The sequence below is a fragment of the Paenibacillus lactis genome (assembly GCF_017873605.1).
GTDB classification, from domain to species: Bacteria; Bacillota; Bacilli; order Paenibacillales; family Paenibacillaceae; genus Paenibacillus_AQ; species Paenibacillus_AQ lactis.
The window spans coordinates 71,587-95,016 of the sequence record NZ_JAGGKI010000005.1; the positions used below are offsets into that span (position 1 = coordinate 71,587).

General features: G+C 52.7%; 20 protein-coding genes. 6 read left to right on the top strand and 14 right to left on the bottom strand.

The window, feature by feature from the left end:
- Nucleotides 1–48: 48 nt before the first annotated feature.
- The 3 genes from J2Z18_RS11245 to J2Z18_RS11255 all read right to left on the bottom strand — a co-directional run bounded on the left by J2Z18_RS11245 (nucleotide 49) and on the right by J2Z18_RS11255 (nucleotide 2,925).
- The gene (locus J2Z18_RS11245; protein WP_007132139.1) at nucleotides 49–672 is read right to left on the bottom strand and encodes a TraX family protein; all 624 of its coding nucleotides are present in this window, start codon (nucleotides 670–672) and stop codon (nucleotides 49–51) included.
- A gap of 302 nt (nucleotides 673–974) precedes the next feature.
- Nucleotides 975–2,183 (bottom strand): SLC45 family MFS transporter, encoded by a 1,209-nt coding sequence (locus J2Z18_RS11250; protein ID WP_007132140.1) that lies wholly within the window; start codon nucleotides 2,181–2,183, stop codon nucleotides 975–977.
- A gap of 4 nt (nucleotides 2,184–2,187) precedes the next feature.
- Nucleotides 2,188–2,925, bottom strand: a complete 738-nt coding sequence (locus tag J2Z18_RS11255; protein ID WP_028405334.1) for a glycerophosphodiester phosphodiesterase — start codon at nucleotides 2,923–2,925, stop codon at nucleotides 2,188–2,190.
- Between the two features lie 201 nt (nucleotides 2,926–3,126).
- On the opposite strand from J2Z18_RS11255, the gene J2Z18_RS11260 reads away from it, so the two are divergent.
- Nucleotides 3,127–3,618 (top strand): MarR family winged helix-turn-helix transcriptional regulator, encoded by a 492-nt coding sequence (locus tag J2Z18_RS11260; RefSeq protein ID WP_210094706.1) that lies wholly within the window; start codon nucleotides 3,127–3,129, stop codon nucleotides 3,616–3,618.
- Nucleotides 3,605–4,834 carry an MFS transporter gene (locus J2Z18_RS11265; RefSeq protein ID WP_210094707.1) on the top strand — a complete coding sequence of 410 codons (1,230 nt, stop codon included), beginning with the start codon at nucleotides 3,605–3,607 and terminating at the stop codon, nucleotides 4,832–4,834. The genes J2Z18_RS11260 and J2Z18_RS11265 overlap by 14 nt, the downstream gene beginning before the upstream one ends.
- Nucleotides 4,835–4,885: 51 nt before the next feature.
- Here the strand turns inward: J2Z18_RS11265 and bcbE are convergent, their stop codons facing one another.
- The 8 genes from bcbE to selD form a co-directional block, all read right to left on the bottom strand.
- On the bottom strand, nucleotides 4,886–6,166 hold the full coding sequence (gene bcbE / locus J2Z18_RS11270; protein WP_210094708.1) for a bacillibactin exporter BcbE: 1,281 nt from the start codon (nucleotides 6,164–6,166) through the stop codon (nucleotides 4,886–4,888).
- Between the two features lie 106 nt (nucleotides 6,167–6,272).
- Nucleotides 6,273–7,976, bottom strand: coding sequence for a methyl-accepting chemotaxis protein (locus J2Z18_RS11275; protein WP_007132145.1), 1,704 nt, complete (start codon nucleotides 7,974–7,976; stop codon nucleotides 6,273–6,275).
- Between the two features lie 220 nt (nucleotides 7,977–8,196).
- Entirely contained in the window at nucleotides 8,197–10,530 is a 2,334-nt protein-coding gene (helD, locus tag J2Z18_RS11280; protein ID WP_210094709.1) for an RNA polymerase recycling motor HelD, read from the bottom strand.
- A 245-nt stretch (nucleotides 10,531–10,775) separates the two neighbouring features.
- Entirely contained in the window at nucleotides 10,776–11,834 is a 1,059-nt protein-coding gene (locus J2Z18_RS11285) for an FUSC family protein (RefSeq protein WP_007132147.1), read from the bottom strand.
- 155 nt (nucleotides 11,835–11,989) lie between these two features.
- A complete protein-coding gene (locus J2Z18_RS11290; protein ID WP_251537487.1) occupies nucleotides 11,990–12,547 on the bottom strand; it encodes a phosphatase PAP2 family protein in 558 nt (185 codons plus the stop codon).
- A 10-nt stretch (nucleotides 12,548–12,557) separates the two neighbouring features.
- Nucleotides 12,558–12,842 carry a hypothetical protein gene (locus J2Z18_RS11295; protein ID WP_186375702.1) on the bottom strand — a complete coding sequence of 95 codons (285 nt, stop codon included), beginning with the start codon at nucleotides 12,840–12,842 and terminating at the stop codon, nucleotides 12,558–12,560.
- 211 nt (nucleotides 12,843–13,053) lie between these two features.
- Entirely contained in the window at nucleotides 13,054–14,106 is a 1,053-nt protein-coding gene (mnmH, locus tag J2Z18_RS11300) for a tRNA 2-selenouridine(34) synthase MnmH (RefSeq protein ID WP_210094711.1), read from the bottom strand.
- 48 nt (nucleotides 14,107–14,154) lie between these two features.
- On the bottom strand, nucleotides 14,155–15,207 hold the full coding sequence (gene selD / locus J2Z18_RS11305; RefSeq protein ID WP_210094712.1) for a selenide, water dikinase SelD: 1,053 nt from the start codon (nucleotides 15,205–15,207) through the stop codon (nucleotides 14,155–14,157).
- A gap of 317 nt (nucleotides 15,208–15,524) precedes the next feature.
- Between selD and J2Z18_RS11310 the strand changes: the two genes are divergently transcribed.
- The 3 genes from J2Z18_RS11310 (at nucleotide 15,525) to J2Z18_RS11320 (ending at nucleotide 18,410) form a co-directional block, all read left to right on the top strand.
- Nucleotides 15,525–16,595 carry a permease gene (locus J2Z18_RS11310; protein WP_007132151.1) on the top strand — a complete coding sequence of 357 codons (1,071 nt, stop codon included), beginning with the start codon at nucleotides 15,525–15,527 and terminating at the stop codon, nucleotides 16,593–16,595.
- 129 nt (nucleotides 16,596–16,724) lie between these two features.
- A complete protein-coding gene (locus tag J2Z18_RS11315; RefSeq protein ID WP_210094713.1) occupies nucleotides 16,725–17,882 on the top strand; it encodes a peptidylprolyl isomerase in 1,158 nt (385 codons plus the stop codon).
- Between the two features lie 180 nt (nucleotides 17,883–18,062).
- Nucleotides 18,063–18,410 carry a hypothetical protein gene (locus tag J2Z18_RS11320; RefSeq protein ID WP_007132153.1) on the top strand — a complete coding sequence of 116 codons (348 nt, stop codon included), beginning with the start codon at nucleotides 18,063–18,065 and terminating at the stop codon, nucleotides 18,408–18,410.
- A gap of 96 nt (nucleotides 18,411–18,506) precedes the next feature.
- On the opposite strand, the gene J2Z18_RS11325 is transcribed toward J2Z18_RS11320, so the two are convergent.
- On the bottom strand, nucleotides 18,507–19,442 hold the full coding sequence (locus J2Z18_RS11325; RefSeq protein WP_245255955.1) for a hypothetical protein: 936 nt from the start codon (nucleotides 19,440–19,442) through the stop codon (nucleotides 18,507–18,509).
- A gap of 90 nt (nucleotides 19,443–19,532) precedes the next feature.
- Between J2Z18_RS11325 and J2Z18_RS11330 the strand changes: the two genes are divergently transcribed.
- Nucleotides 19,533–20,288, top strand: a complete 756-nt coding sequence (locus J2Z18_RS11330) for a YwaF family protein (protein WP_306436997.1) — start codon at nucleotides 19,533–19,535, stop codon at nucleotides 20,286–20,288.
- A 154-nt stretch (nucleotides 20,289–20,442) separates the two neighbouring features.
- Here J2Z18_RS11330 and J2Z18_RS11335 read toward each other — a convergent pair whose 3' ends face one another.
- Together J2Z18_RS11335 and J2Z18_RS11340 are read right to left on the bottom strand one after the other, a co-directional pair.
- Nucleotides 20,443–21,435, bottom strand: a complete 993-nt coding sequence (locus J2Z18_RS11335; protein ID WP_007132156.1) for an aldose 1-epimerase — start codon at nucleotides 21,433–21,435, stop codon at nucleotides 20,443–20,445.
- 138 nt (nucleotides 21,436–21,573) lie between these two features.
- Nucleotides 21,574–23,256, bottom strand: coding sequence for a glycerol-3-phosphate dehydrogenase/oxidase (locus tag J2Z18_RS11340; RefSeq protein ID WP_083832668.1), 1,683 nt, complete (start codon nucleotides 23,254–23,256; stop codon nucleotides 21,574–21,576).
- Nucleotides 23,257–23,430 lie beyond the last annotated feature (174 nt).

Below are 23,430 nucleotides of genomic sequence, written 5' to 3' on the forward strand. Positions count from 1 at the left end.
TCTAATGGTTCGTATCGATCCACTCCTCTGGGGCGACCGTGCGTCGATCTACATGAAAATCCGCATTACTGCGATGACGAGCAGATGCAGCGGATAAAAGGAACGCCACACCCAGCGGCTTACCCGGACGGTTTCAAGCTTTCTCCAAATCTGCGGACCATAAGTAATAAGCACTGTAGGAATAACGCTCCACATTTGAAGCTCCCAGTTGTTGACGAACAGGAACAGCAGATTCAGCAGCATATGAAGCGGGGCGAGCCAGCTCGGCTTCGCATATCGAAAGATGAGAATCAGCATGAGTCCATAAGCACCGTAATCAAATGGAAGATCATTCAAGAGCGTGCATGCGGCTATGATGAGCATCGACGACAGTATCCACGATTTCGAGCGTTCCAGCAGATAGAGCACCAGTGCCCCAACAAACAGCGTAACGACCACGTTCAAGCCTCGGGTATCAAGCGCCAGCTGATAGGGGATTTGGGATATAACCGCAATAACGGCAAGTCGCAGCATGTAACGCGGTCTCGAGGAGGTATAACGATGCCCTTGAACCAGGGCGTAAGCGTAGATGGGAAAGGCGATGCGTCCGATGATCCGCCAAAATTCCTGATTCGGATAAAATACGAGCCCCACATGATCAATCAGCATCGTCAGCATAGCGATCCATTGCATCACGGCCCTCCTCCTTTGTACAGCTTTCGAGTACGCTATGTATTTTCGGAACCCAGCATATCTATTATCGGTTGCTTTGGGGACGGTTGCAAGTAGCGTTGAGGCTTGCCGAGTAAAACCTGATCATGCTGCCCGGAACTGCGGGGCTGCTGCAGCGAGATCCTCTGCTGAGGTGTATGCCAAGAAGGTCAGCCTAATGATCCGGCGAACGGGCTTTCAGCATTTAAAAAAACCACCCGGCTGATGTGCCGGATGGCTGCAATATCCCTTATTCATGGGAGAAGATTCAGGACTTCGTACGCTTACGGCGCCCCGGCCGAAGCCGCTTGCGGCTTGTTATGGCTCGATGACTCGGGATGGCGGATCATCAGGACGCAGATGAGCGCCAGCAGCATGCTGCCCGCCGCACAATAGAACAATATCGAATAGCCCATGCCGTCGATCAGCTTGCCGAGGAGAGGCGGCGAGGATATGGCGGCAAGTGAAGATACAAGATAGTACATCCCCGTTCTCGTGCCGATGCTATCCTCCGAGCCGGTAGAAACAACGAACGGGTAGGAATTGATGTTGATGCACGCCCAGAACAATCCTCCCACGGTCAGCAGGATCCGCAGCACAAGCAGCGACTCGATCAGCGGCACGAGGGAGAATACAATAAGCAATCCCAGGACGCCTATGCTGATAACACGCTTCTTCCCGAACCTGCTGCCGAGCCATCCGCTGGGAATCGCGAACAGCACAAACGCCAGCGAGAAGAAGGTCAAGGAAAAGGACGCCTGTGACTCCGTCAGTCCCATTTCATTTTTACCGTACAGGGTAAACAGCGTCTCTACGCCTTGATAGGCAACAAACCAGAAGAAGATGGCAGCAAGCAGAAGCGCCGTCGTACGATTCAGCTGTTTCTTGAAGGATACCGCGGACTTGGCTTCCGTCTGGGCTTGATAACCTGGAGCATCTCTCCGTTCTTTAATAAACACCGTCAAGATAAGAAGGGACGCCAAGGTGACGACTGCGGCGGCGATGAATGGCAGCGACGGATGGGCATTATAGAGAATGGATCCGGCACCGAATGCCAGTATCGAACCGACGCCTCCCATGAAGTTAATGATCCCGTTGGCGCGCGTACGGCGTCGCTCTTCCGTAATATCGGGCATCAAGGATACGGTTGGCGAGCGGTACAAGCTCATGGCGAGGTTCATCAGCACCATGAACAGGAGCAGCGTCGCCAGTCCGTTATGAAAGGGGATGATTGCCGTAAACAATGCGCCAAGCGGCATCCCGATCAGCAGATAAGGCATCCTTCTTCCGAACCTTGTATGCGTCCGGTCACTCCGACTTCCGATCCATGGCTGCAAAAATAAGGCAAAGTAATTGTCGATTGTCATGAAAAAACCGATCAACGCGACACTGGAGATGTACCGCTCCAGAAAATAAGGCACAAAAGCGTTATACAGTGCCCAGGTGATGCTAATGCTGAAAAAACCGAAGCCCAGCAGCCATGTTTTTCTCAAAAGCTCACACTCCCTTAGTCTGCAGCAATCCGGAGAGCACGTCCGGATAATCGGTAATAATGCCGGCTACTCCGGCTTCAATCAATGATTTCATCTCGTTCTCGTCGTTAACGGTAAACGGATGGTATACGACGCCGTTCCGTTGTGCTTCCGCCACCCATTCAGGAAGAACAGCCTTCTTGTAGGCATGAAGCGCATCGGCTTGAATGCGCTTGGCGTATTCCCAAGGCTCGTACAAGCCTTCCATATATAAAATGCCCGTCCGGATCTCCGAATCCACGCGCTTGCAATGAAGGAGCGAATAGTGATTGAAGCTGGATATGACGATACGATCGCCCATCTTAAATTGGTTGACCGCCTCGATCACCTTTTCCTCGAGACCCGGATACGGTACCGAGCTGTTCTTCAGCTCGATATTGACGATCGTGCCGCGGCTTTGGGTAAGCTCGAGCAGCTCCTCCAGCAGCGGAATGCGCTCCCCTTGGAATGCCTCACCGAACCATCCGCCTGCGTCCAGCTTCGACAGCTCCTCGTAGGTGTAATCCTTAACGAATCCTTCCGCTCCGGCGGTACGCTTCAGCGTCTCGTCATGGATGAGGACGAGTCTTCCATCCTTCGTCATCTGTACATCGGTCTCAATGCCGGTGGCACCAAGCTCCAGGCTTTTTTCAAAAGCCGCCATCGTATTTTCCGGGCAGACTGCCGAAGCCCCGCGATGGGCAAAATTGATTAATTGCGGCATGTTTTCCTTCGCCTCCTGAATGGTATAAAAGTTTGTCATTTTAACTATAGCTCGCAATTGTTAGAACTATGTTATCCCTCTTCTCATATTCCACAAGAAATGGGAAATCCCTGTCATGAAAGCGATTTATTTTATTTGGGATTGACGTCAAACGAATGTCATACATATAATTGTTAAGACAACTATTTTTGAAAGCGTGAAATGAAAGGTGTGACTTGTTTCTTGAAAAAACCTGCCTCCACTCCCTCCATCGGCTTTTACCTCGGCTACACCTATCGGCGGGCCTCCCAATGGTTCGGTCATGCTTTGAAGCCGTATGACATAACGCCCGAGCAGTGGCTCGTCCTGTATCGCATTTGGGAGCATGAAGGGCTGAATCAGAAAGAGGTCGCGGCGAAGGCCGATAAGGATCAGCCTACGACGACCCGGATTTTGGATTTGCTCGAGAAGAAGGGCTATACGCGAAAGACAGTCTCACCGCATGACCGCAGAGCTTTCCAGCTGTATCTGACCGAAACCGGCAAGCAATTGATTGACGCTACGGCGGAGATCGAACGCGAGTGCGGCCGGCAGATCATCGAAGGAATCGACAGCCGGCAGCTGGAGCTATTCTGGGATACGCTCTCACGCATCAATGATAATCTTCAACATCTACAGAACAACAGGAGAGATAGCCTACATGAACCCGAATAACAACCCGAAACAACCATTATGGACCAAAGAATTCATTACCCTGATGGTCAGCAACCTGTTCCTGTTCCTGACCCTGCAGATGATGCTGACCACGCTGCCCGCATATGCGCAGGATGCCTTTACGGCCAGCCCGCTTCAGGTCAGCCTCATTACAAGTCTATTTGCATTCAGTGCGATTCTATCAAGATTCGTCTCAAGCAAAGCTTTGGAGAAAGGCAAGCTCCGGCTTCTGCTGTATGTCGGCCTTGTCATCTCCTTGGCGGCAACCCTTGGTTATTATTGGGCCACCGGTATCGTCTTTTTGCTCATGATGCGCATCCTGTTCGGGATCGGCTTCGGCATGACGAGCACCTCGTTCCCGACGATGGCATCCAACGTGATCCCGCCCAAACGGATGGGCGAAGGCATGGGGTATTTCGGTCTATCGACGACGCTGGCCATGTCCATCGGTCCGATGATCGGACTTACGATGCTTCAGGACGGAGGCTTTACGCCGCTCGTGATGCTTACCGTGCTGATTAATATTCTGATCTTCCCGCTGGCCTTCATCCTGTTATCCAAGAAACCGAAGGCGGAGGCCTCGCCGGTGTCTAAGGCGCAGGCGGATGATATGCCGACCGGATTTAACCGCAAACTGATCCTCCCGAGCGTACTGAACTTTTTAATGTCGATTACGTACGGCGGAATGCTCAGCTTTATGGCGTTATATGGCCATGAGGCCCATCTCAGCAATCCCCAATACTTCTTTCTGTTCAATGCGCTGGCCATCATTCTCGTTCGCCCGTTCTCCGGCAAAATTTATGATCGCTACGGGCATAAAGCGCTGATGGTTCCGGCTGCCATTCTTATGATTGCAGGCCTGCTGCTGCTGACCTTTGCCACTTCAACGGGTTCGCTGCTGCTGTCGGCACTATGCTACGGCCTGGGCTACGGAGCAATGCAGCCATCGATTCAGACCTGGATGATCCAGGAGGTTCATCCGAAGCAGCGCGGCATGGCTAACGGCATGTTCTTCAACTCGCTCGACTTCGGCGTAGCGGTCGGCTCGATTGTGCTGGGGTCGATTGCCAAGGCAACATCCTACGGCATGATGTACCGGTTCTCTGCCATCTCGTTGGTGCTGCTTATCGTGATATATGGCATCATGAAGCTGGTGCGGGGGACTGCGGCAGCTCCTCCTGCCTTAAACGAGTCGAATCAGAGCGCTGCCGGATAACTCGCCCTGCAGCTCTTTCATGTGCATAAAAGAAAAAAAGGTCTTGTCCACTCACTTGTGGACAAGACCTTTTTTCTTAATTCCCTTCGGCTTCTTGAATTCCACCCGATAGGATCCGCCCCCCGGATCATCCTTCTTGGCTTCGGGTTTCACGGCAAACAGCGTAAGCAATCCGCCTACCGCAGCGATGGCTGCAAGCGTGCCGAACATGACCCCGTGATGCGTTCCCAGCAGCAAGGAGACGACGGGCGGTCCCAGCGATACGCCGATAAACCGCATGCTGCTGTATAGCGACGTGATCGTTCCCCGCTGCTCCTTGTCAACCCCCTCGGTCAGCAGGGTATCCATACATGGGAGAACCATTCCGATCCCGATTCCGCCGATGGTCATCATGCCGATCACGAAATAGATCTGATCGCTGAATCCGATCACGAGCAGCGAAGCCGTTAAGAGACACATTCCGGCAAACCCCGTCCACTTCATCCCTCGTTTGTTTTTTCCGGTGAATTTCCCTGCCAAGTAGGAAGCCAAACACAACAGGGCAAGAGGGATGGCAAGCACCAAGCCTTTAACGACTCCCTGCAGGCGGTATGTGCTTTCCAGCGTCTCGGATAAATAGAACAGCATGCCAAACACGCCAAACATGGCAATGCCTCCGATCGCAAATATGGCATACATCCACCGTCCCTTCTCGCGAAGCACCTCACGGGTTGTCTTTAGAAACTCGCCGAGGGATCGCTCATCATGATTATCTCCCTTGGGCGCCTTCACCAGAAAGATGACGAGCACCAACGAGATCAAACACAGGACCGGAATGGCGATAAACGGCAGAAACCAAAGAAAGCTACCTAGCAGCGCCCCTAGGATTGGACTTATAACCTTGCCGAACGTATTGGATGTTTCGATAATACCCAAGCTTTTACTGACCTTCTCTTCGTCATTGAACATATCGCTGACCAGCGGAATCACGATCGGAAATGCGCCCGCCGCACCGATTCCCTGAAGAAACCGGCCAGCCAGAATAACATAATAAGATGTCGTTCCCGCGAGCAGCCATGCTGCCACGGCAGAGACCGCTCCGCCCGCCGCCGCAATGATTAAACTCGGTATGATGATCTTCTTGCGCCCGAACCGGTCCGATAAATAGCCTGCGATCGGAATCAGCAAAATGGCTACCACGGCATAAACCGTAATCAGCATGCTAACTTGAAAGGAGCTTATTCCCAGGACTTTAGATATTTGCGGCAAAATGGGAATCAGCATGGAGTTGCCGAGCGTCATAATGAGCGGTATGGAAGCAAGCGCAACCAGGTCCCATTTTTTACTTTCCATGAGAAGACCACCTTTATGTTATCAGTATCCATATTGTAGGTTCTTTCGCCTAGAATATGCATCCGATCAAGGTGGTCGATTTTACCCGAATAAATTATGGTACTGCCTACACTTTAAACCCGGACATCAGCTCCGTCAGCTGCTTCGACATGCTGCTCAGATCCTCTACGGAGCCCGCAATCTCCTCCATCGAAGCCAGCTGCTCTTCGGTCGCCGCGCTTACGCTTTGAGTTCCCGCTGCCGTTGTTTCCGTTACGTCCTGTATTCTGCGGATGGTGTGCACCAGCTCTTCGGCTCCGGCATTCATCTCTTCCGTTGCCACGGTCACGCCATACATCTGACCGTTCAATTCCTCGATGGCCCGCTCGATGTCTTTGAACGCCCGTTCCGCCCCTTGCGCGACATCCATGCCCTCGGAGACCTCGCGGGTGCTTCGTTCCATCACATTCGCAAGCTCATAGATGTCCTGCTGGAGCTGTTGAACAAATTGGCGGATTTCGATCGAAGAATTCGAAGCCTGGTCGGCCAGCTTTCGGACCTCGGCCGCAACGACCGCGAAGCCTCTGCCGTGTTCGCCCGCCCTGGCGGCTTCGATGGAAGCGTTCATCGCAAGCAGCGAGGTCTGCTCGGCAATTTCGATGATCACCTGACCCATGACTCCGATGCTGGAGGCTCGCTCGCCAAGGTGGCGTACGGATTGCGCCGACTGGTCCACGCTTGTACGGATGCCCTTCATTTGATTCAACGTCTGTACGATCGCCTGCTCTCCATCGGCGGCCAGCCTGTTGGCTGTCGATGCAAGTCCGGACACCTCTTGCGCCGTCATTGCGATATGCTTCATTCCTTCAGCCATATCGGTTACGGTTGTTGTCGTTTCCTCCGTATCCTGAAGCTGACTCTCTACCCCTGCAGCCACTTGCTCCATAATGCTTGAGGTTTGATGCGTGGCTTGGCGAATCTCCTCGGTCGTCGTATGCAGAAGAGACGCGGATGCGCCGACTTGGCCTGCCGTATCTTGAATTTTCACCACCATGTCTCTAAAGCCCTGTACCAGCTTATTATATGCGTCGGCGACATCCCGGATTTCATCCTTCGTCGTAATATGCAGCCGTGTTACGAGATCGCCGCCTCCCTCCGCAATTTTCAACAGTTGATCCTTCATCCGGTTCAAAGGCTGAATCGAACGGGTCAGCAGATATCCCTGTACGGCAAAATACGCGATTGCGGCAAGTCCTATCAATAGAATGACGTTATTCTGGAATCGGCTGGCTTCGGCAATTCGGTTCGCCTGCTTGGCCAGCGCTGCATTTTTGCTGGCTGTAAAATCGGTAACGAGCGTTTCAAACGATTTGCGTAGCTCCCGCTCACGATTGAAGGCCTCCTCATAGATTCGGAAAGGCACCGCTTTATAGAATCCGGAATCATAGCCGAGCTTATTCAATACCTCGGTGACCGCACCGGTATAATCGGCGAATCCCGCTTCGATGCCCTCAATCACCTTCTTGTCCTCGGCGGAGGTCATCAATCCCTTCGTCTCCTCCATCAACGCTGCGATGGACTGCTGCTTCGATTTCAACGAGTTGACATACTCATCGTCGCCGGTTAACAAATAACCCCGTTCATCATTCGATATGCCGGTTAATAAATATTCCAGCTGGGTCAGGTTATAGATGATCTTCTGATCCACATCGATGATTTGACTGAACTTTCTCTCTGTCGAATTTGTGGAAATAAATGCAATGACTATGATTACCGCCGTGACCGCGGCAAGAATCGTAGATGAAAGTATGAGTTTCGTTTTTATTTTCATCCGTGAGCACCCGACCTTTTGTATGAATTTATATTCCCAAGGTATTTTTCGGCAAAAAAGCTCATGAAATGAATAGATCATCAGACGGATGAAACGCAAAACTTTACGGAAAACACCTACTTAATTGTCCACTGGCCAAATGTTTTATCAAAAAAAGAGGCTGACGGCCTAAACTGGCACATCAACCTCATTGCATTCCTAGCAGAGGATACCGCCTCTTCTAATTTGTTGAATCCGGAATAAAACGGCTTTTCTCGCCGACATGGTAAATGTGAAGCCGGTGCATGGCTCGCGTGCATGCGGTGTAGAACAGCTTCCGGTCACTTTCCCGGCGGTATACTTCCTCAGAACCGTTGTAGATGATCACCGCGTCAAATTCTACGCCTTTGGCCAGATACGCCGGAACCACAAGCGTTCCCTTCTCAAAGGCAGGCGTGTTCTTGGTGATAAGCCGAACCTGGACGCTCTCCGACAGCTGCCGGTGCACGCGCCGGCTCTCCTCATCCGTTCGGCAGATCACAGCGACATATTCATATCCTTGGGCATGAAGCTCGGCGATGTCTTGAATCACCGCCTGCTCAAGCGCTGCTTCATCCTTGACCGGGATGACCTGCGGTGCCTCGCCGCTTCGATTGAATGGAACGATCCGGTCTCCGCCGGGGATCATCTGCCGCGTAAATTCCACGATTTCATGCGTTGAACGATAACTCTGAGTGAGGTTAATGACCTCGGTCTCTTCTTCACCGTACAGGCTGACCAGATTTTCCAAACTTCCTAGCTCCTCGCCATGCGCATAGATCGCCTGGTTCAAGTCCCCCAGCACCGTCATCTTCGCCCGCGGGAACAGCCGTTTCAGGAATTCCAGCTGAAAGGCGGAATAATCCTGAACCTCGTCGACAATGACATGCCGGATCGACGTGTTGGTCCGGAAGCCCTGAAGCAGCTCCTTCAGATAGAGAAACGGCGTAGCATCTTCATACATCAGCCGTTTCTCATGCAATGCCTGAACGGTGAGATTGCAGATCTGCTCCCAATACTTCGGCAAAGAACCCGTGTTTCCGGCAGCCCGGCGGAATAATGCTTCGTCCTGGAACAGCTTTCGGTACATACCCGATACATCGACGTATCGATACCGCTTGATCCAGCGCCGGATCGGCTTCAGGCTGTCGCTGACGACCATTTTGGCCAGAATATCCCGCTCTTTCTCGAAATCGTCAAAGGTCGTTTCCTTACTATTCTGCTTTCTCCGCATCGTCTGGTAAGCGCGTTGATAATCCTCCGAATCGAGCAGATCGATTTTCTCCTCCACCCGAGGTGCGCTTTTCTCTTGCTGGGCGAACTCGGACAGCCGCTTCAACAGCCATTCCTTCATGAGATCAATGCGGCCGGCCAGCTTAACGGCAGAGTCGTAGCTGTAAAACTGCGCCGCCATCTCATCGGAACTCACGATTACTTTGCCTTGGAACACCGCCGGCTTGAAGAGCATTCCTTCCTTCTCGAGCAATTCCTTATAACGCCGAATCGTATCCAGATATGCACCCGAGGACTTAAAGGCGATGCCTTCAAGCCTGGCTTTATACTCCGGCGAGTCTTCTTCATTTAGAAGGGTTTCCGTCTGGGTAAACACATCCTCCAAATCAAACTCCTTGCCCAGCCGAAACTCAAGATAAGACTGAAACGTCGTCTGCTGCATATTGTCCTCGCCCAGCTCAGGCAGAACGGTGGACACATAGCTGTTGAAGAGCGGGTTGGGCGAGAACAGGATCATCTGATCCGCCCGCAGCGTCTCCCGATATTTATACAATAGGTATGCGACCCGCTGCAGTGCAGCCGAGGTCTTTCCGCTGCCTGCAGCCCCTTGGACAATGAGCATGCGCGTTTTATCGTTGCGGATGACCGCATTTTGCTCTTTTTGAATCGTAGCGACAATGGATTTCATCCGATCATCCGCGCTATGGCTGAGCACCTGCTGGAGAAGCTCGTCGCCGATCGTCATGCCTGTATCGAACAGCACCTGGATCTTGGCGTCATGGATGACAAACTGACGTTTAAGCAGCATCTCTCCGGTCACCATGCCCGAAGGCGTCTCGTACTGGGCCGGTCCCGGCGCTCCGTCATAATAAAGACTGGAAATCGGTGCCCGCCAGTCATACACCAGGAAGGTCTCCATATCCTCGTCCATGAAGGAGCCTGTTCCCAAATAGATCGACTCCGTCTCCGGCCATCCGTCTTCCTGAAAATCAATCCGTCCGAAATAAGGGGAATCGACAAGCTTCCGGTATTTCTTGAGCAGCTTGCTTGATTGCAGATGGGCGCGTTCCCGTTCCGACAACACCTGGGATTGCTGTCTCAGGTTCGTTGACGTCTCGCCCAAATCATCGGGGTTACTGAAGTTCACGGTTACCTCGTCCCAGAAATCCTTCCGCATTTCGATGACTTCTTCGCGTATCCCTCCGACATCTGCTTCCAACTCCGAAATCTTCCGTCCGATCTTGCCTGTAACTTCTGTAACTCGCCCTTGTTCCTCTTGCCAATCCTGTTCGCTGATAGCCATTGCTCATCCCCCTAATCTACTGGTTGACAGCGTAAGAAATCTGTGATACAATATAATTGTCATATTATGACCATTTATGTCTTATTAATGACAGAACATTGCTTATTATAGCAGTGTGATGAAGTGGAATCAATATTATAATGAACATTAGGAGCCGGCTGCGAAGCCGGCTTTTTTGCTGCCTTCCATGACCTCTTCGTAACGTATAGGGTTCGGAGCGGGTTCAACGGAACCCGTTCGTCACCTTATTTTTTCAGCCACGAAAATAAAGGCTCCTCCTGCCCGTCATCCTCTACCACGCGTTCCACATGCTCCGCTACCCGGTTCAGACGATCAAGCTGGTACCCGTAATCGTACATTGCCGCGGCAACAACGGAAAGACGAAGCCCGCCGGGCTCTCCTCCAGGGCCGCACATGACGTGCGCCATAAATTCCTCATTGTTCTCAACCATCGTCTCGGCTTCATCCTCGTTCGGCTTCAGTTTGCCCTCGAATTTCCATAAGATGTGCTCATGGTACTTCATCAAGCGCTCCAAATTGGCATCGAACTGCTGGTCGATCTCCTCCGTACGCTCGGCTTGGAAATAATGGTTCTCAACCGCATCCAGCACTTCGAAGCCCTTGCGAAGCGATTGAAGCAGCTGCTTATATACCACAAGCTGTCTCGCCTGGCTGTATTTCGCCCGCTTCAGCTTCTTCTGCTCCTCTTCAAACAAGTTGTATTTGTCGGATAACGATTTAATCGCAGACTCGAGTTCCTTCTTCTCCGCACGATACACCGAATCCTTCATTTCATGGGAAATCGCGGTGCGCAGCAGGAGCGACATTTTCCCGAATACCGTATGAATTCGCGTAATGTACTGCTCCTTCGGTTTGGGCGGAAAGACGAGAATGTTAATGAGGAAGGCAGATATAATTCCAATAAGCGTTAAAATGAACCGGTTCAAAGCAAAATCCCATTGACCGGATGCCTCCATGACCGAGATGACCGTAACCAATGTCAGTCCAATCGTTTCTCCCATCTTCAGCTTCATACAGATCATAATGACGACAATGCAGATCAGGCCGACCGAGATCGGCTGATTGGACAGGAAATAGCCGCCAAGCATGGCCAGAATCGCTCCAAGCGTGCTTGTCTGCAGCTGATCCAGGAAGTATCTCCACGATCGGTAAATCGAAGGCTGCATGGCGAATATGGCGGCGATTGCGGCAACGACCGGCGATTTGAAATCCAGCAGCATCGCCATATACAACGCCAAGGTTACGGCGAGACCGGTTTTGAACATTCTTGCTCCGAATGCCATAGGCAGCCCTCCTTATCTGTTACATCATTAAACCTCACGCTACACCTATTAAACTCAGCAATGAACACAATGATACATACTCCTTCACAAGAACCGCTATGACTTGAATTACCTTTTTAGCATCCGAATACGATGCGCGCGAGTCCGGGGGATGACTAGCCTGACCCGCGAATCATTCCGGCATCCTTTCGACGGAAGCGCTCCATGAACCTCTCATACTGCCCGACCGACAAGGCTAACCAGAAGCACGCAGCCAAATACCCCCCAACGATATCGCTGGGATAGTGAACGCCAAGATAAACCCTGCTCAAGCCGATACTCCCGATCATAAGGATGGCAATAACGATCAGCACGATCCGGCCTTTTCCGGACTCAATATGCCTCCACAGCAAATAGGCCAAAACACCGTAGAACGAGAAGGCAACCATCGAATGACCGCTGGGAAAGCTGTAGCCGGTTACCTCAATCAATCGGTGGATATCCGGTCTCATCCGCTGGAACGCAAGCTTCAATAGAAGATTTAGAATCGAGGAGCCGGCAATGACTCCGATAAGCAGCAAAATCTCAGTTCGATGCTTGAGCAGTACATACTGTAAAGCGATCGCAATCAGGCACAAAACAATAATCGGATCTCTCGAGCCAATAAAAGAAAGCCAGACTGCGATATCCGTGATCCACGACTGTTCGAAGCTTTGAACATATCGACTAATCACATGGTCCCAATCATCTATTCTCTTGTGCTTCACTAGAGCAGCCAATAGGACGAAAGCTAATAAAGTACTTAGCGAAATGAAACCAATCCACCGCCTTCGCACCCTCAGCCGATTTAACTGTTCCTGCACAATGACGTTCTCCTTTTAATCGAATGGAATCGTATCCGAGACAAATGGGCGAATCAAGATCATACCATTTTCCTGCCATGAAGAAAAGGAGCTGTGGATCTGTTCTTCCCGATATTTTCATAGTCTTTGTCAAATCACGGCGGAATACACCCTTTAAAATAAACAATCGCCCTCCCTGAGTTGGACTACTTAAGCATCCGCTCCAGGCTAGGGCGATTGAAGTTGTGTTCTGTCATGAGAACAAAACACCAGGATCGCAAGTAAAAATTGGTCAACGCGGCGATCTTTTCCTATTCATCCAATGATTTGGATGATCGATTCGCCGCTGCTAACCGTTCCATTATCTGTCTAAGTGAGGGGGGCGACCATGCGGAGCTCTAAGCACCGGTTTTTAGCTGTCCGCGCTTTGTCAGGATCTCCTTCACGGCATCGGCCGCTTCGTTTACGCTCCTTACCGAGACAGTAACCGGCTCACTGTCTTGATACTGGCTTGCGGTGTAATTGTACTTCGGATCATAATAATGCTCCAGCAGCATCCGGATCCCTTCGGCGAAACGCCCTTCCTCCAGATGCTTTCCGATTTCGGCAGCGATCGGCGTATGGATCCGTCCCTTGATCAGACGATACGCTTCCAAATATTGCTGCTGATATTCCTCGGGACGATAGTCCTCCATAATTTGGCGAATGCGCTCCTCCATCGGAAGCTCAAGTACAATCGCGACCCCTTTCTCCTTCATCTGCATAAGAAAATCGGGAACGACAATCTTGCCGATCCGCTTGCTCTCCGCTTCAAACACAATATACGGGGCATGCTCCAGCTGTTTCAACCGCTCGAACAGCTTGGCGTCAAACGACTTCTGATTGCTCGCATTAAGTCCGATGTGGCCGAAGATCGAGCCGCGGTGCCCGGCCAGCCCCTCCAGATCGAGCACCGGGTAGCCTTCCTCCTGCAGCTGTTTGAGCACCGCTGTCTTACCGGTTCCCGTCAGGCCATGCAGCACGAAGGATTCGTCAGGGAGCTTCAGGCGCTCCATCGTATCCAGCACATACTTACGGTATGCCTTGATTCCGCCCGAAATCCGGCTGACATGGATATCCATCAGGGAAAGCACGGTCGCTGCGGTTCGGCTGCGCATGCCTCCGCGCCAGCAATATACCGCTTTATCCCCCTCGATTTCTTTAAACTGCTTCACGAATGCGGGCAGCTTGGCGGACATGATCGCCAGCCCGCGCTCCTTCGCCGCATCAACCCCGACCTGCTTGTACAGCGTTCCGATTTCAGCCCGCTCCTCGTCATTGAATACCGGGATATTCAGGCTGCCGGGAATGGTCGCATCCGTATATTCCGAAGGGGAACGGACATCGATCAATGTCAGCTTCTTATTCCGCTGAAGTTCCATAAGTTCTTCTACCGTGATGTCTTGAAACATGTCTGTTCGCTCCTTATATCGATTCGCCTGCAAGCGGTCCTTGCTTGCTTACCATTCAACCGAGATCCGTCCGCCATGCTCGGAAACGACCTCTCCGATCCGGCCGGCCTCTAATCCCGCAGCCTGCAGCTCTTGAAGAAGCGCGTCCGCCTGGGAGCCCTCCACCGCAATCAAAAGGCCTCCAGATGTGACGGCATCACTCAGAATCCACTTATCGTATTGGTCCATTCCGTCCGGAAAATCAACGGAGTCCTTCACATGGTCGAAGTTGTTCTTCGTTCCTCCCGGAATGACGCCGAGTTCGGCAAGCTCCCTTACCCGTTCCAATACCGGCACAGCGGATTTGATAATCCGGATTCCCGCTCCGCTTCCCTTCGCCATTTCAAGCGTATGACCGAGGAGACCGAAGCCGGTAACGTCCGTGCACGCATGCACTTGATAAGGCTCCATGATTTCAGCGGCGGTTTTATTTAAAGCAGCCATAACTGCCGTGACACGGCGGATCTCATCATCGCTTAACAAATCCTTCTTCATGGAGCTGGACATAATGCCGACGCCGATCGGCTTGGTCAAGATCAGGGCATCGCCCGGCTTAGCGCCGGCGTTTGTTCTGATCTTATCCGGATGAACAGTCCCTGTAACGGCCAAGCCGAATTTCGGCTCCTTGTCGTCGATCGAATGACCGCCGACCAGCGTAACGCCCGCTTCTTTCAGCTTATCGCCCGCACCGCGGAGGATGTCGGCCAGTACCTGCTTGTCCAGCGTCGAAATCGGAAATGCCACAATATTCAGCGCCGTCAGCGGCTTGCCGCCCATCGCGTAAATGTCGCTGATTGCATTGGCTGCGGCCACTTGCCCGAAATCGTAAGGATCATCAACGATAGGCGTAAAGAAATCGACCGTCTGCACCATGGCGAGGTCATCCGTAAGACGATAGACGCCGGCATCATCGCTCGTATCCAGCCCGACGAGCAAATTCGGATTCGGCTCCGTTTGGGGCAGCTTGCGTATGACCTGCGCCAAGTCGGCCGGGCCGATCTTGCAGCCGCAGCCGCCTTTGGAGGAATAAGAGGTTAGCTTTATTTTGTCGGATTGACTCATTTCTAGGACTTCCCTTCATTATATATATTACGGCGGTTACCCCCGTTAGGGATTCAACATGCAACAACCCCGGATATGAGGTGCCGGTGAAACACAGCTCAAGGACTCCGGGGAAAAACAATTTCGTTTATTACGCTACGCATTTACCTCAGGATTTGCAAAACCCTCCTTTCTATTATAAAAAATCAACCGCAGGAAGTCTAATCCTGGTTCGCGTATCTGATTCCCTGGTAAAATAGTTGCTTATGCTTGATTTATGGTATAATAATGGATTGGAATATGTTTATCATCCCAGATATATCGGAGGAATCTCGACTATGACTCACACCAATGATGGCCGAATGCCGCTTCATCATACAGACCGCAGAAAAACCTTATGGTTTATCGTCCTGTTTATCATGATCGCGGCGGCAGGATTGACATATGTAAAATGGTGGCCGTATTACAATAAAGCCCTTAAAGCGATCGTAGATCACAGTATCGGCTCATCCATCCTGAACTTTCAACCGGATAACACCTTACCGTCTTGGCAAGCGGCCTGGGACTATGCCGTCACCTACTTTAAAGCCGTATGGAAAGCCGCCGTGCTCGGCATTTTGCTGGGAAGCCTCGTGCAATCTCTGCTCCCGCAAGGCTGGCTTCTGCGCGTGCTGGGCAAATCCAGCTTCGGCAGCACAGCAATCGGAGGCCTGGCATCCATACCGGGCATGATGTGCTCCTGCTGCGCGGCTCCAATCGCGGTCGGCTTGCGTAAGAAAAAGGTATCCGTCGGCTCGGCCCTCGCCTTCTGGATCGGCAATCCGACCATTAACCCGGCTACACTCGTATTCATGACCTTTGTGCTGTCCTGGAAATTCACGCTGCTGCGGCTCGTGTTCGGGATCCTTCTGACCTTTGGTGTCAGCTACCTGGCCAACCGGATCTCGAAGGAAGCAGCTCCTGTAGAGATCGACGCCGCGGAGCAGCCTGACGAGACCGACCATCGTCCGCTGTGGAAACGCTGGATGTCGAGCATCGCCGACATGGTCATCCGGGTCGTTCCCTCGTACTTCATTGCCGTGCTGCTGCTCGGAGCGCTGCAGGTGTGGATGTTCCCTCAGCTCGGTGAAGCTGCCGGCGGCGGCATATTGGCGATCATGTTCTTCGCCGTGATGGGCATGCTCTTCGTCATCCCGACGGCAGCGGAGATCCCGATCATCCAAGCCTTCATGGCGGCTGGACTTGGAGCGGGGCCTGCGGCGGCTCTTCTCTTGACGCTGCCGGCGATCAGTCTGCCGTCCTTGTTTATGGTAAGACGATCCTTCCCCCGCAAGGTGCTCTGGTTCGTGGCGGGCTCCGTCGTGATCCTGGGCATAGTCTGCGGATTGGCGGGCAAGCTGTTCCTATAGTTTAGGGGGCATTCCATCCCTGATTTCATATTTTTTATTTTTTCTTAAGGTAAAGCCCGGACATATCTGGTACAGTGGTTACAGAATGATCCAACATATTATTTGGAATCGAAGGGAGTCAATTACTGAATGAAAGATAATGATTTGCAGCCAAATCTTCCGGGAGAGCCCGATGAGAAAAGCGGACAAGCCGAGGAGAATATTCAGCAAGAGAGCCATTCCGGGGAGGATTTCCGCGACTCGGGCAGCTTGGATTTGTCCAAAGAGGATGACAAGGTTGGACTGATGATCCCGGATGATCAGCCTTCGCAAGAGGAAGCAGCCCCTTCCGGCGGCGGCGGAAACGGCAGCAAAGGATGGATGATCGCCTCCCTCGTACTCGCGGCGGCACTGATTGTCGTCCTCATCGTGCCTCCGTTTGCCAAAGGATCCGGTAACGAAGCAGTAGCGAATGTCAACGGTGTCAGCATTACGAAGGATCGGTTGTACGATGCGCTGGTGCAAGCCGGAGGACCACAAACGCTTGACGGCATTATCCGAGATGAGCTGATTGATCAGGAGATGAACAAGAAGTCCCTCACCGTAACCGACGAAGAGGTAACGGCCGAGGTTGCCGCCCTCAAGGCAAGCTACCCATCGGAGGACCAGTTCAACATGGCGCTCATGCAGGCCGGCATGACGGAAGAGGATCTAAGCAAGCAAATGCGTGAGCAAGTGAAGCTCAAGAAGCTGCTTGGCGACAAAGTCAAAGTTACCGATGATGAAGTGAAGGAAATTTTTGAGCAGAACAAGGAAAGCTTCGCTACGCCTGAACAGGTGCGGGCTTCCCACATTCTGGTCGAAACGAAGGAAGAAGCCGACAAGATTTACAAGGAGCTGCAGGAAGGCGCAGACTTCGCTGCGATCGCCAAGGAGAAGAACCAGGATGCAACGAAGGATACTGGCGGCGACCTGGACTTCTTCGGACGCGGCGAGATGGACCCTGCCTTTGAGGAAGCGGCATTCAAGCTGAAGAAGGGCGAGATCAGCCTGCCGGTTAGGAGCTCCTTCGGTTACCATATCATTAAGCTGACCGACCGCAAGGAAGCAACCAACCCGACCTTCGAGGAGAAGAAGGAAGAAATCCGCGGCCAGATGGTCAACCAAAAGGTGTATCAGGAGTCCCCGGCTTATATCCAGGAGCTTAAGGACAAAGCGAAAATCACCAACACGCTCGATAAAAGCTCTGCAGATGCCGAAGGCAAGGATACAGCAGCCGATGACACAGCAGCAACGCCGGCTAAATAACACCAATAAAAGTCTTATCAGGAGGATTGCCCAAGCTAGGCCATCCCCTGCAAATAAAACCCTGTACCGAACGGTACAGGGTTTTTTAGCGGCATTTCGAAAAAGTTCTTTAATCCCAGAATAAAACATGATAAAATGTAAGCGTTATCAATAGTTGATCAAGGAAAAGGGGGAAGCAGAATGACGAAGCGCGTATCGGAATCCCGCAACATGTATGAGGACTTCGTGGTGGAGACAGACATTCTGTTCTTTAAAACCGGATCGCACGGTTTGGTCAGCTTTCACGGCAGGAACTATAATATAAAAAAGAGAATGACTGCCGACAACATCAATTCCCTGGTCTCGGGCAAACAATTCTACTATGTCGGAGGCAACTGTTACGTCAATATCGACAAGGTGACGGACGTCGAGCAAGGCATCGTATACTTCGGGGAGAAGGCTCCCTCCGCCAAGCATCTTCGAATCCCGAGATGGAAGCAGGAGCCGCTCAAGCGGCTGGTCGCCGAAGCGAGACAGCCGGTCCTGTAAGACGACGAGCTTACGCTCCTGTCCTACGCGCAAAGCACCCGCCTTCCTGTTATAGGAAAGCGGGTGCTTTTGTGCTATTAGGACCGCCGATTCATGTTACAGCTTCAGCTTTTTCAAATTGACGATGTAGAGGTTTTTCAAGGGCAGCGCCCCGTTCCGATACTTCCTCGCCCCGGACTCGAACAGGACATACAGATCGTTGCCGCGGAGCGCGATATTCTCGGACATCGGCGGCATCGCCAGCGGTGTCGCCGCCGGCTTGCCCGAGGTCCCGCGGGTATAAATCAGGAGCGTGCTTGCGTTGTTGCGGCCGCATGACTGGCTGTACAGCACCCGCGATTTGGTCACCACCGCTCCCTGCACCCTGTCCGGTGTCGTCCAGGTGTAAGATGGCTTGCGGCCAGGCGGCAACAGATCGCTGCCAGTCAGCTTATACCCCCGCAGCTTGCCCTTTGGTCCCGGGGCGCACTGCTTCTTCCCGATATCTTCTCCGTCCATATATTCGCCTACCCACAGAACCCCATCAGCATAGGTTGCATAGGAGGCTTTATGTCCGAGCGAATATTTGCTCATGACGATATTGCTGTAATCCTTCTTGCTGCTGAGCGTGCTTAGCGGAATGCGGTAGACATTTTTACCCGATGCGATCCACAGATGCTTCTTGCTTACCGCAAGTCCGCCAACATGTCCGGTATGCTTCTTGCCTCCGCTCTCATATAAATAAAGCGTCTTGATCCGTTTATTCGTTTTGCTGTTTGTGATCGAGATGGAGCTGGCTTGATTTTTGTTTTTGTTGCCCCAGTAATGGGATATGATAATCCAGTTTTTGCTTGGCACGAGCGCCAGCCCCTGAGGCACCCACTCCTTGTTTCCGCTCAGCCCCGGGGTCGGCGCTCCCTTTCTGCTGACATCGAAAAACTTCTTGTATTTGGAGGCCGCATCAGCTTTCCCGGATGCCGTAAGCCCGCTCATCCCGAGCAGCAGCACCGCGCATAACATCGTGAGTGTAAACCGCTTTATCGCTCGAAGCATGGTCATCCAACACCAGCCTTTCTTTCAAAATGTAAGGATGATAATATTTAGATACTACGTTTTCGGAAAGGATGTTATGTCATCGAAACGATCTTTGATCCGGACGTCTCACAATCCTTTGCCGCCTTCTCCCCCTGGCACTTCGTCGCTATCGGGATGCTGGCCGGCCTCGGACTGCTGCTGTTTCTGTTCCGGTACAGGATTCGAAGCCGTCCTTGGCTTCGGCAAGGGGTACGGATCGGCCTGTTGGCTGCATTGGTATTGCCTGAAGCAGCCCTTCATGTTTGGTACGGCGTCACCGGGATATGGGATCCGGCCACGTCCCTGCCGCTTGAGCTCTGCAGCCTTACATTATTTCTATCAGCTGCAGTGCTGCTAACGGATTCGGCAAAGCTGTATCCGCTCGTCTATTTTGCAGGCATCGGCGGGGCGCTTCAGGCCATTCTGACGCCCAATCTCGATTATCCATTCCCGCATTTCCGCTTCTTTCATTTCTTTATCGTCCATATAGCCATTATCTTAACGGCACTGTATATGACTTGGATTCGCGGATACCGTCCGACCTGGAAATCGATCGGCCACACCATGCTGTTCCTGAACGCCGCTGCACTTGTGGTCGGACTGGCAAATGCAGCGCTGGGGTCCAACTACATGTTTTTGATGCATAAGCCGAATACCCCTTCCCTGCTTGATCTCCTAGGGCCGCATCCCTATTACATTCTCGCAGAGGAGCTCATTGCGCTGTGCCTGTTTGTCGTCATGCATATTGCGTTCTTTGCCATTCCGGAGCGCGTGCGGAAAAGACGGAGCCAGGCTAACCCATCCTCTTTCAGCTTGAAAGGGTAGCCTCAAGCGGTGACGCTGCTGCTGCCCGACGATTATCGCGGGACTCGGACAACGCGCCATATTGGCCAGCTGTAAAAAAAGCGTACGGACATGTCAACCCGTAAACCGGGTGGTTCCAATACGCTTTTTTTCACTCGATTGAAAGTCTTGTCGATCAGTTCTTCATGTATAAGCGCGAGGTGGATTCCCAGATCTCGCCCGGCGCCAGCCCGAACAGGCCGATTTCGTCGGCCGGCAGATCCACATTCGGCGCGTTGACGAGGTTGACCTGCGGCTCCGGACAGAAAAACTTCCCACATGCCTTGTTGTTCCAAACCATCCACTGCTTATAGGAAGTGCCTACATCGTATACGAATGTTTTGCCGATGCGCGTATCGGTCAGCTCCATGCGGTTTCTCCCGTTTTGCTGAGCAGCCGTATAATGATTGTCCATCTCGGCAAAATACGGGCTGACTCCATCGCCGCGGAGCTTCTCCTCGTCCGGAGTCAGCGGCTGGAAGCGACCGGTCGGCAGCATGCGTTCATTGAGCTCCCAACGCTCGCCGATGGTCATGCGGACAACCACATCGTCTGCCGTGCTCCCTGGCGCAAACGGCGCCATGATCGCTGTATGGAAGGCGAGCAGGCAAGGCATGTCGCTGTCGCCTTCGTTGCGAATCAAGACATGCTGGGACAGACCGTCTTGATTAAGCGTGTAGCGCAGACGGAAGGTGAAGCGGTGAGGCAGCATCGCATATACCGGATGGTCTTCATCGACCTTGACCGATACGACGACATAGCTGCCCGCTTCCGTGCTGCCATACTCCTCGACCCACCACGGAGTCGTATGTAAAAAGCCATGCAGATGATTGCCCGTTGCCTCCTCATTCACCGGAAACTGATAGGTCTTGCCTTTCCATGGGAACCGTCCGTCCTCATAGCGGTTTGGCGGAAACAGGACAGGGATTCCGTGTACGCCGGGATTCTCCTTGAACGACTCCATTTCGTCCGCTTCCGGCTCCCGCAGAAACCGGTAACCGCTTTCGATATCCCGGTAGGCTATAAGATTACCGCCGACTGCGGGCAAAATTGCCGCTTCATAAGGGCCGTGCTGCAGCCATACCGCAGGCTCGCCGTGGAACGTGCCTTCATACGCTTTGTGGTTCATCGGTTGATCTCTCCTCTCATATTTGACGACGTATATAGAATATCACACCGATGCCCATGCTTCTATAACTTGACCGATCAAAACAAGACCAACTCCCGCTTCACGCGCCCGGGAGCTGGTTGAACATTAGGGATGGATTCAGGATGACAGCTTGCTTGCAGAAGCCGCCGCGGCTTCCAGCCCGCTCTCCTCGGAAGGTGCGGCATGCTCCGCCCTGGCAAGCTCCTCTTGCAGCTCTAAAGTGTACATCTCCTTCTCATCATTGCTCCAGCCGAGTAACGAAGCCATATAATCGATGACCGGCTCCTTCCATCTCTTGGTCCATTCGATATTGAACAGCAATGAACCTGTCCGGCGGATAAAGAAGTCGACCGGCTTCACGGCCATTTCGTGCTCGATCGCATACCGCAGCGGAACGAGCACCGACAGCGGCAGCGCCTCCGCTTCCTCCTGTGCTCCCGTGCCCGCGGCTTCCTCCCCTGCCAAGCGGAACAATTCTGCCACATTGGAGCCGTACATTTTCGCCCACTGCTCTGCAAGCTTCCGTTCAATCCCAAGCGCCGCGCCCTGATCGGCTTGAATGCGCACATAATCCGGGAATTGAGCGGAACCGCCAACCTTGCCGCCGGATATCGGAAGCTCACGGGTTATGCCGGCGCCGTAAGACTTGCCGCCTCTCTCTTGAAGACGCTTTGCAACAAGGTCGACGACGGTTTCCGCCATCTTCCGGTAGCCGGTCAGCTTGCCGCCCGCAATCGTAATAAGCCCCGACGGAGATTCCCAGATCTCATCCTTGCGGGATATTTCCGAAGGGCTTTTGCCTTCTTCCAGAATGAGCGGCCGAACGCCGGCCCAGCCTGACTCTACGTCGGACGGAGACAGCTTGATGTCCGGGAACATATATGATATCGCCTTAAGGATGTAATCCCGGTCCTGGATTGTAATGAACGGCCGTGCGGGATCAGCTTTATATACCGTATCCGTAGTCCCGACGTATGTCTTTCCATCCCTTGGAATCGCAAACACCATCCGTCCGTCCGGCGTATCGAAGTATACGGCTTGACGAAGCGGGAACTTCGATTGATCGATCACCAGATGCACGCCTTTGGTCAGCTGCAGCATTTTTCCTTTCTTGGATTTATCCATTTCCCGCACGCGGTCGACCCACGGCCCCGATGCATTCACAATCTGACTGCCGGTCACCTGCCGAACCTCACCATCGAGCATGTCTCTGGCCGTGACGCCGGTAATGCGTCCGTTCGCATCGTAATTCAGCGATTCGGCCTTTACATAATTGAACACGTTCGCGCCTCTGGCCGCCGCTTCCTTCATGACTTCCAGCGTCAGTCTGGCGTCATCCGTCCGGTATTCCACGTAATATCCGCCGCCCTTCAAGCCGTCCCGCTTGAGGAGAGGCTCCCTCTTCAGCGTCTCCTCCGAGGAGAGCATCGAGCGCCGCTCTCCCCGCTTGACGCCGGCGAGGAAATCATACACCATCAGCCCGATCGACGTGCTGAATTTGCCGAACGTGCCGCCTTGGTGAATCGGAAGCAGCATCCATTCCGGCGTCGTGACATGGGGACCGTTCTCATAAACCACCGCTCGTTCCTTGCCGACCTCGGCTACCATTCCGACCTCGAACTGCTTCAGATAACGAAGCCCGCCGTGCACCAGCTTGGTCGAACGGCTGCTCGTGCCGGATGCAAAATCCTGCATTTCCAGCAGCAGCACTGACATGCCGCGGGTTGCTGCATCGAGCGCGATGCCTGCTCCCGTAATTCCTCCGCCAATGACGATTAATTCGTAATGCGTGGTATCCATCTCCCGGAATCGCTTCTTGCGGTCCAGGCTTGAAAATGTCCGTAAATGCTTCACAACTGATCCCTCCCTGTATGTTTTACCCGAGCTCTATATACCCTAAATTCCTGAATTCCTAATATCTAGAGGCGACTAAAAAGACAACAAAAAAGAGACCACAAACACACAACGATATCC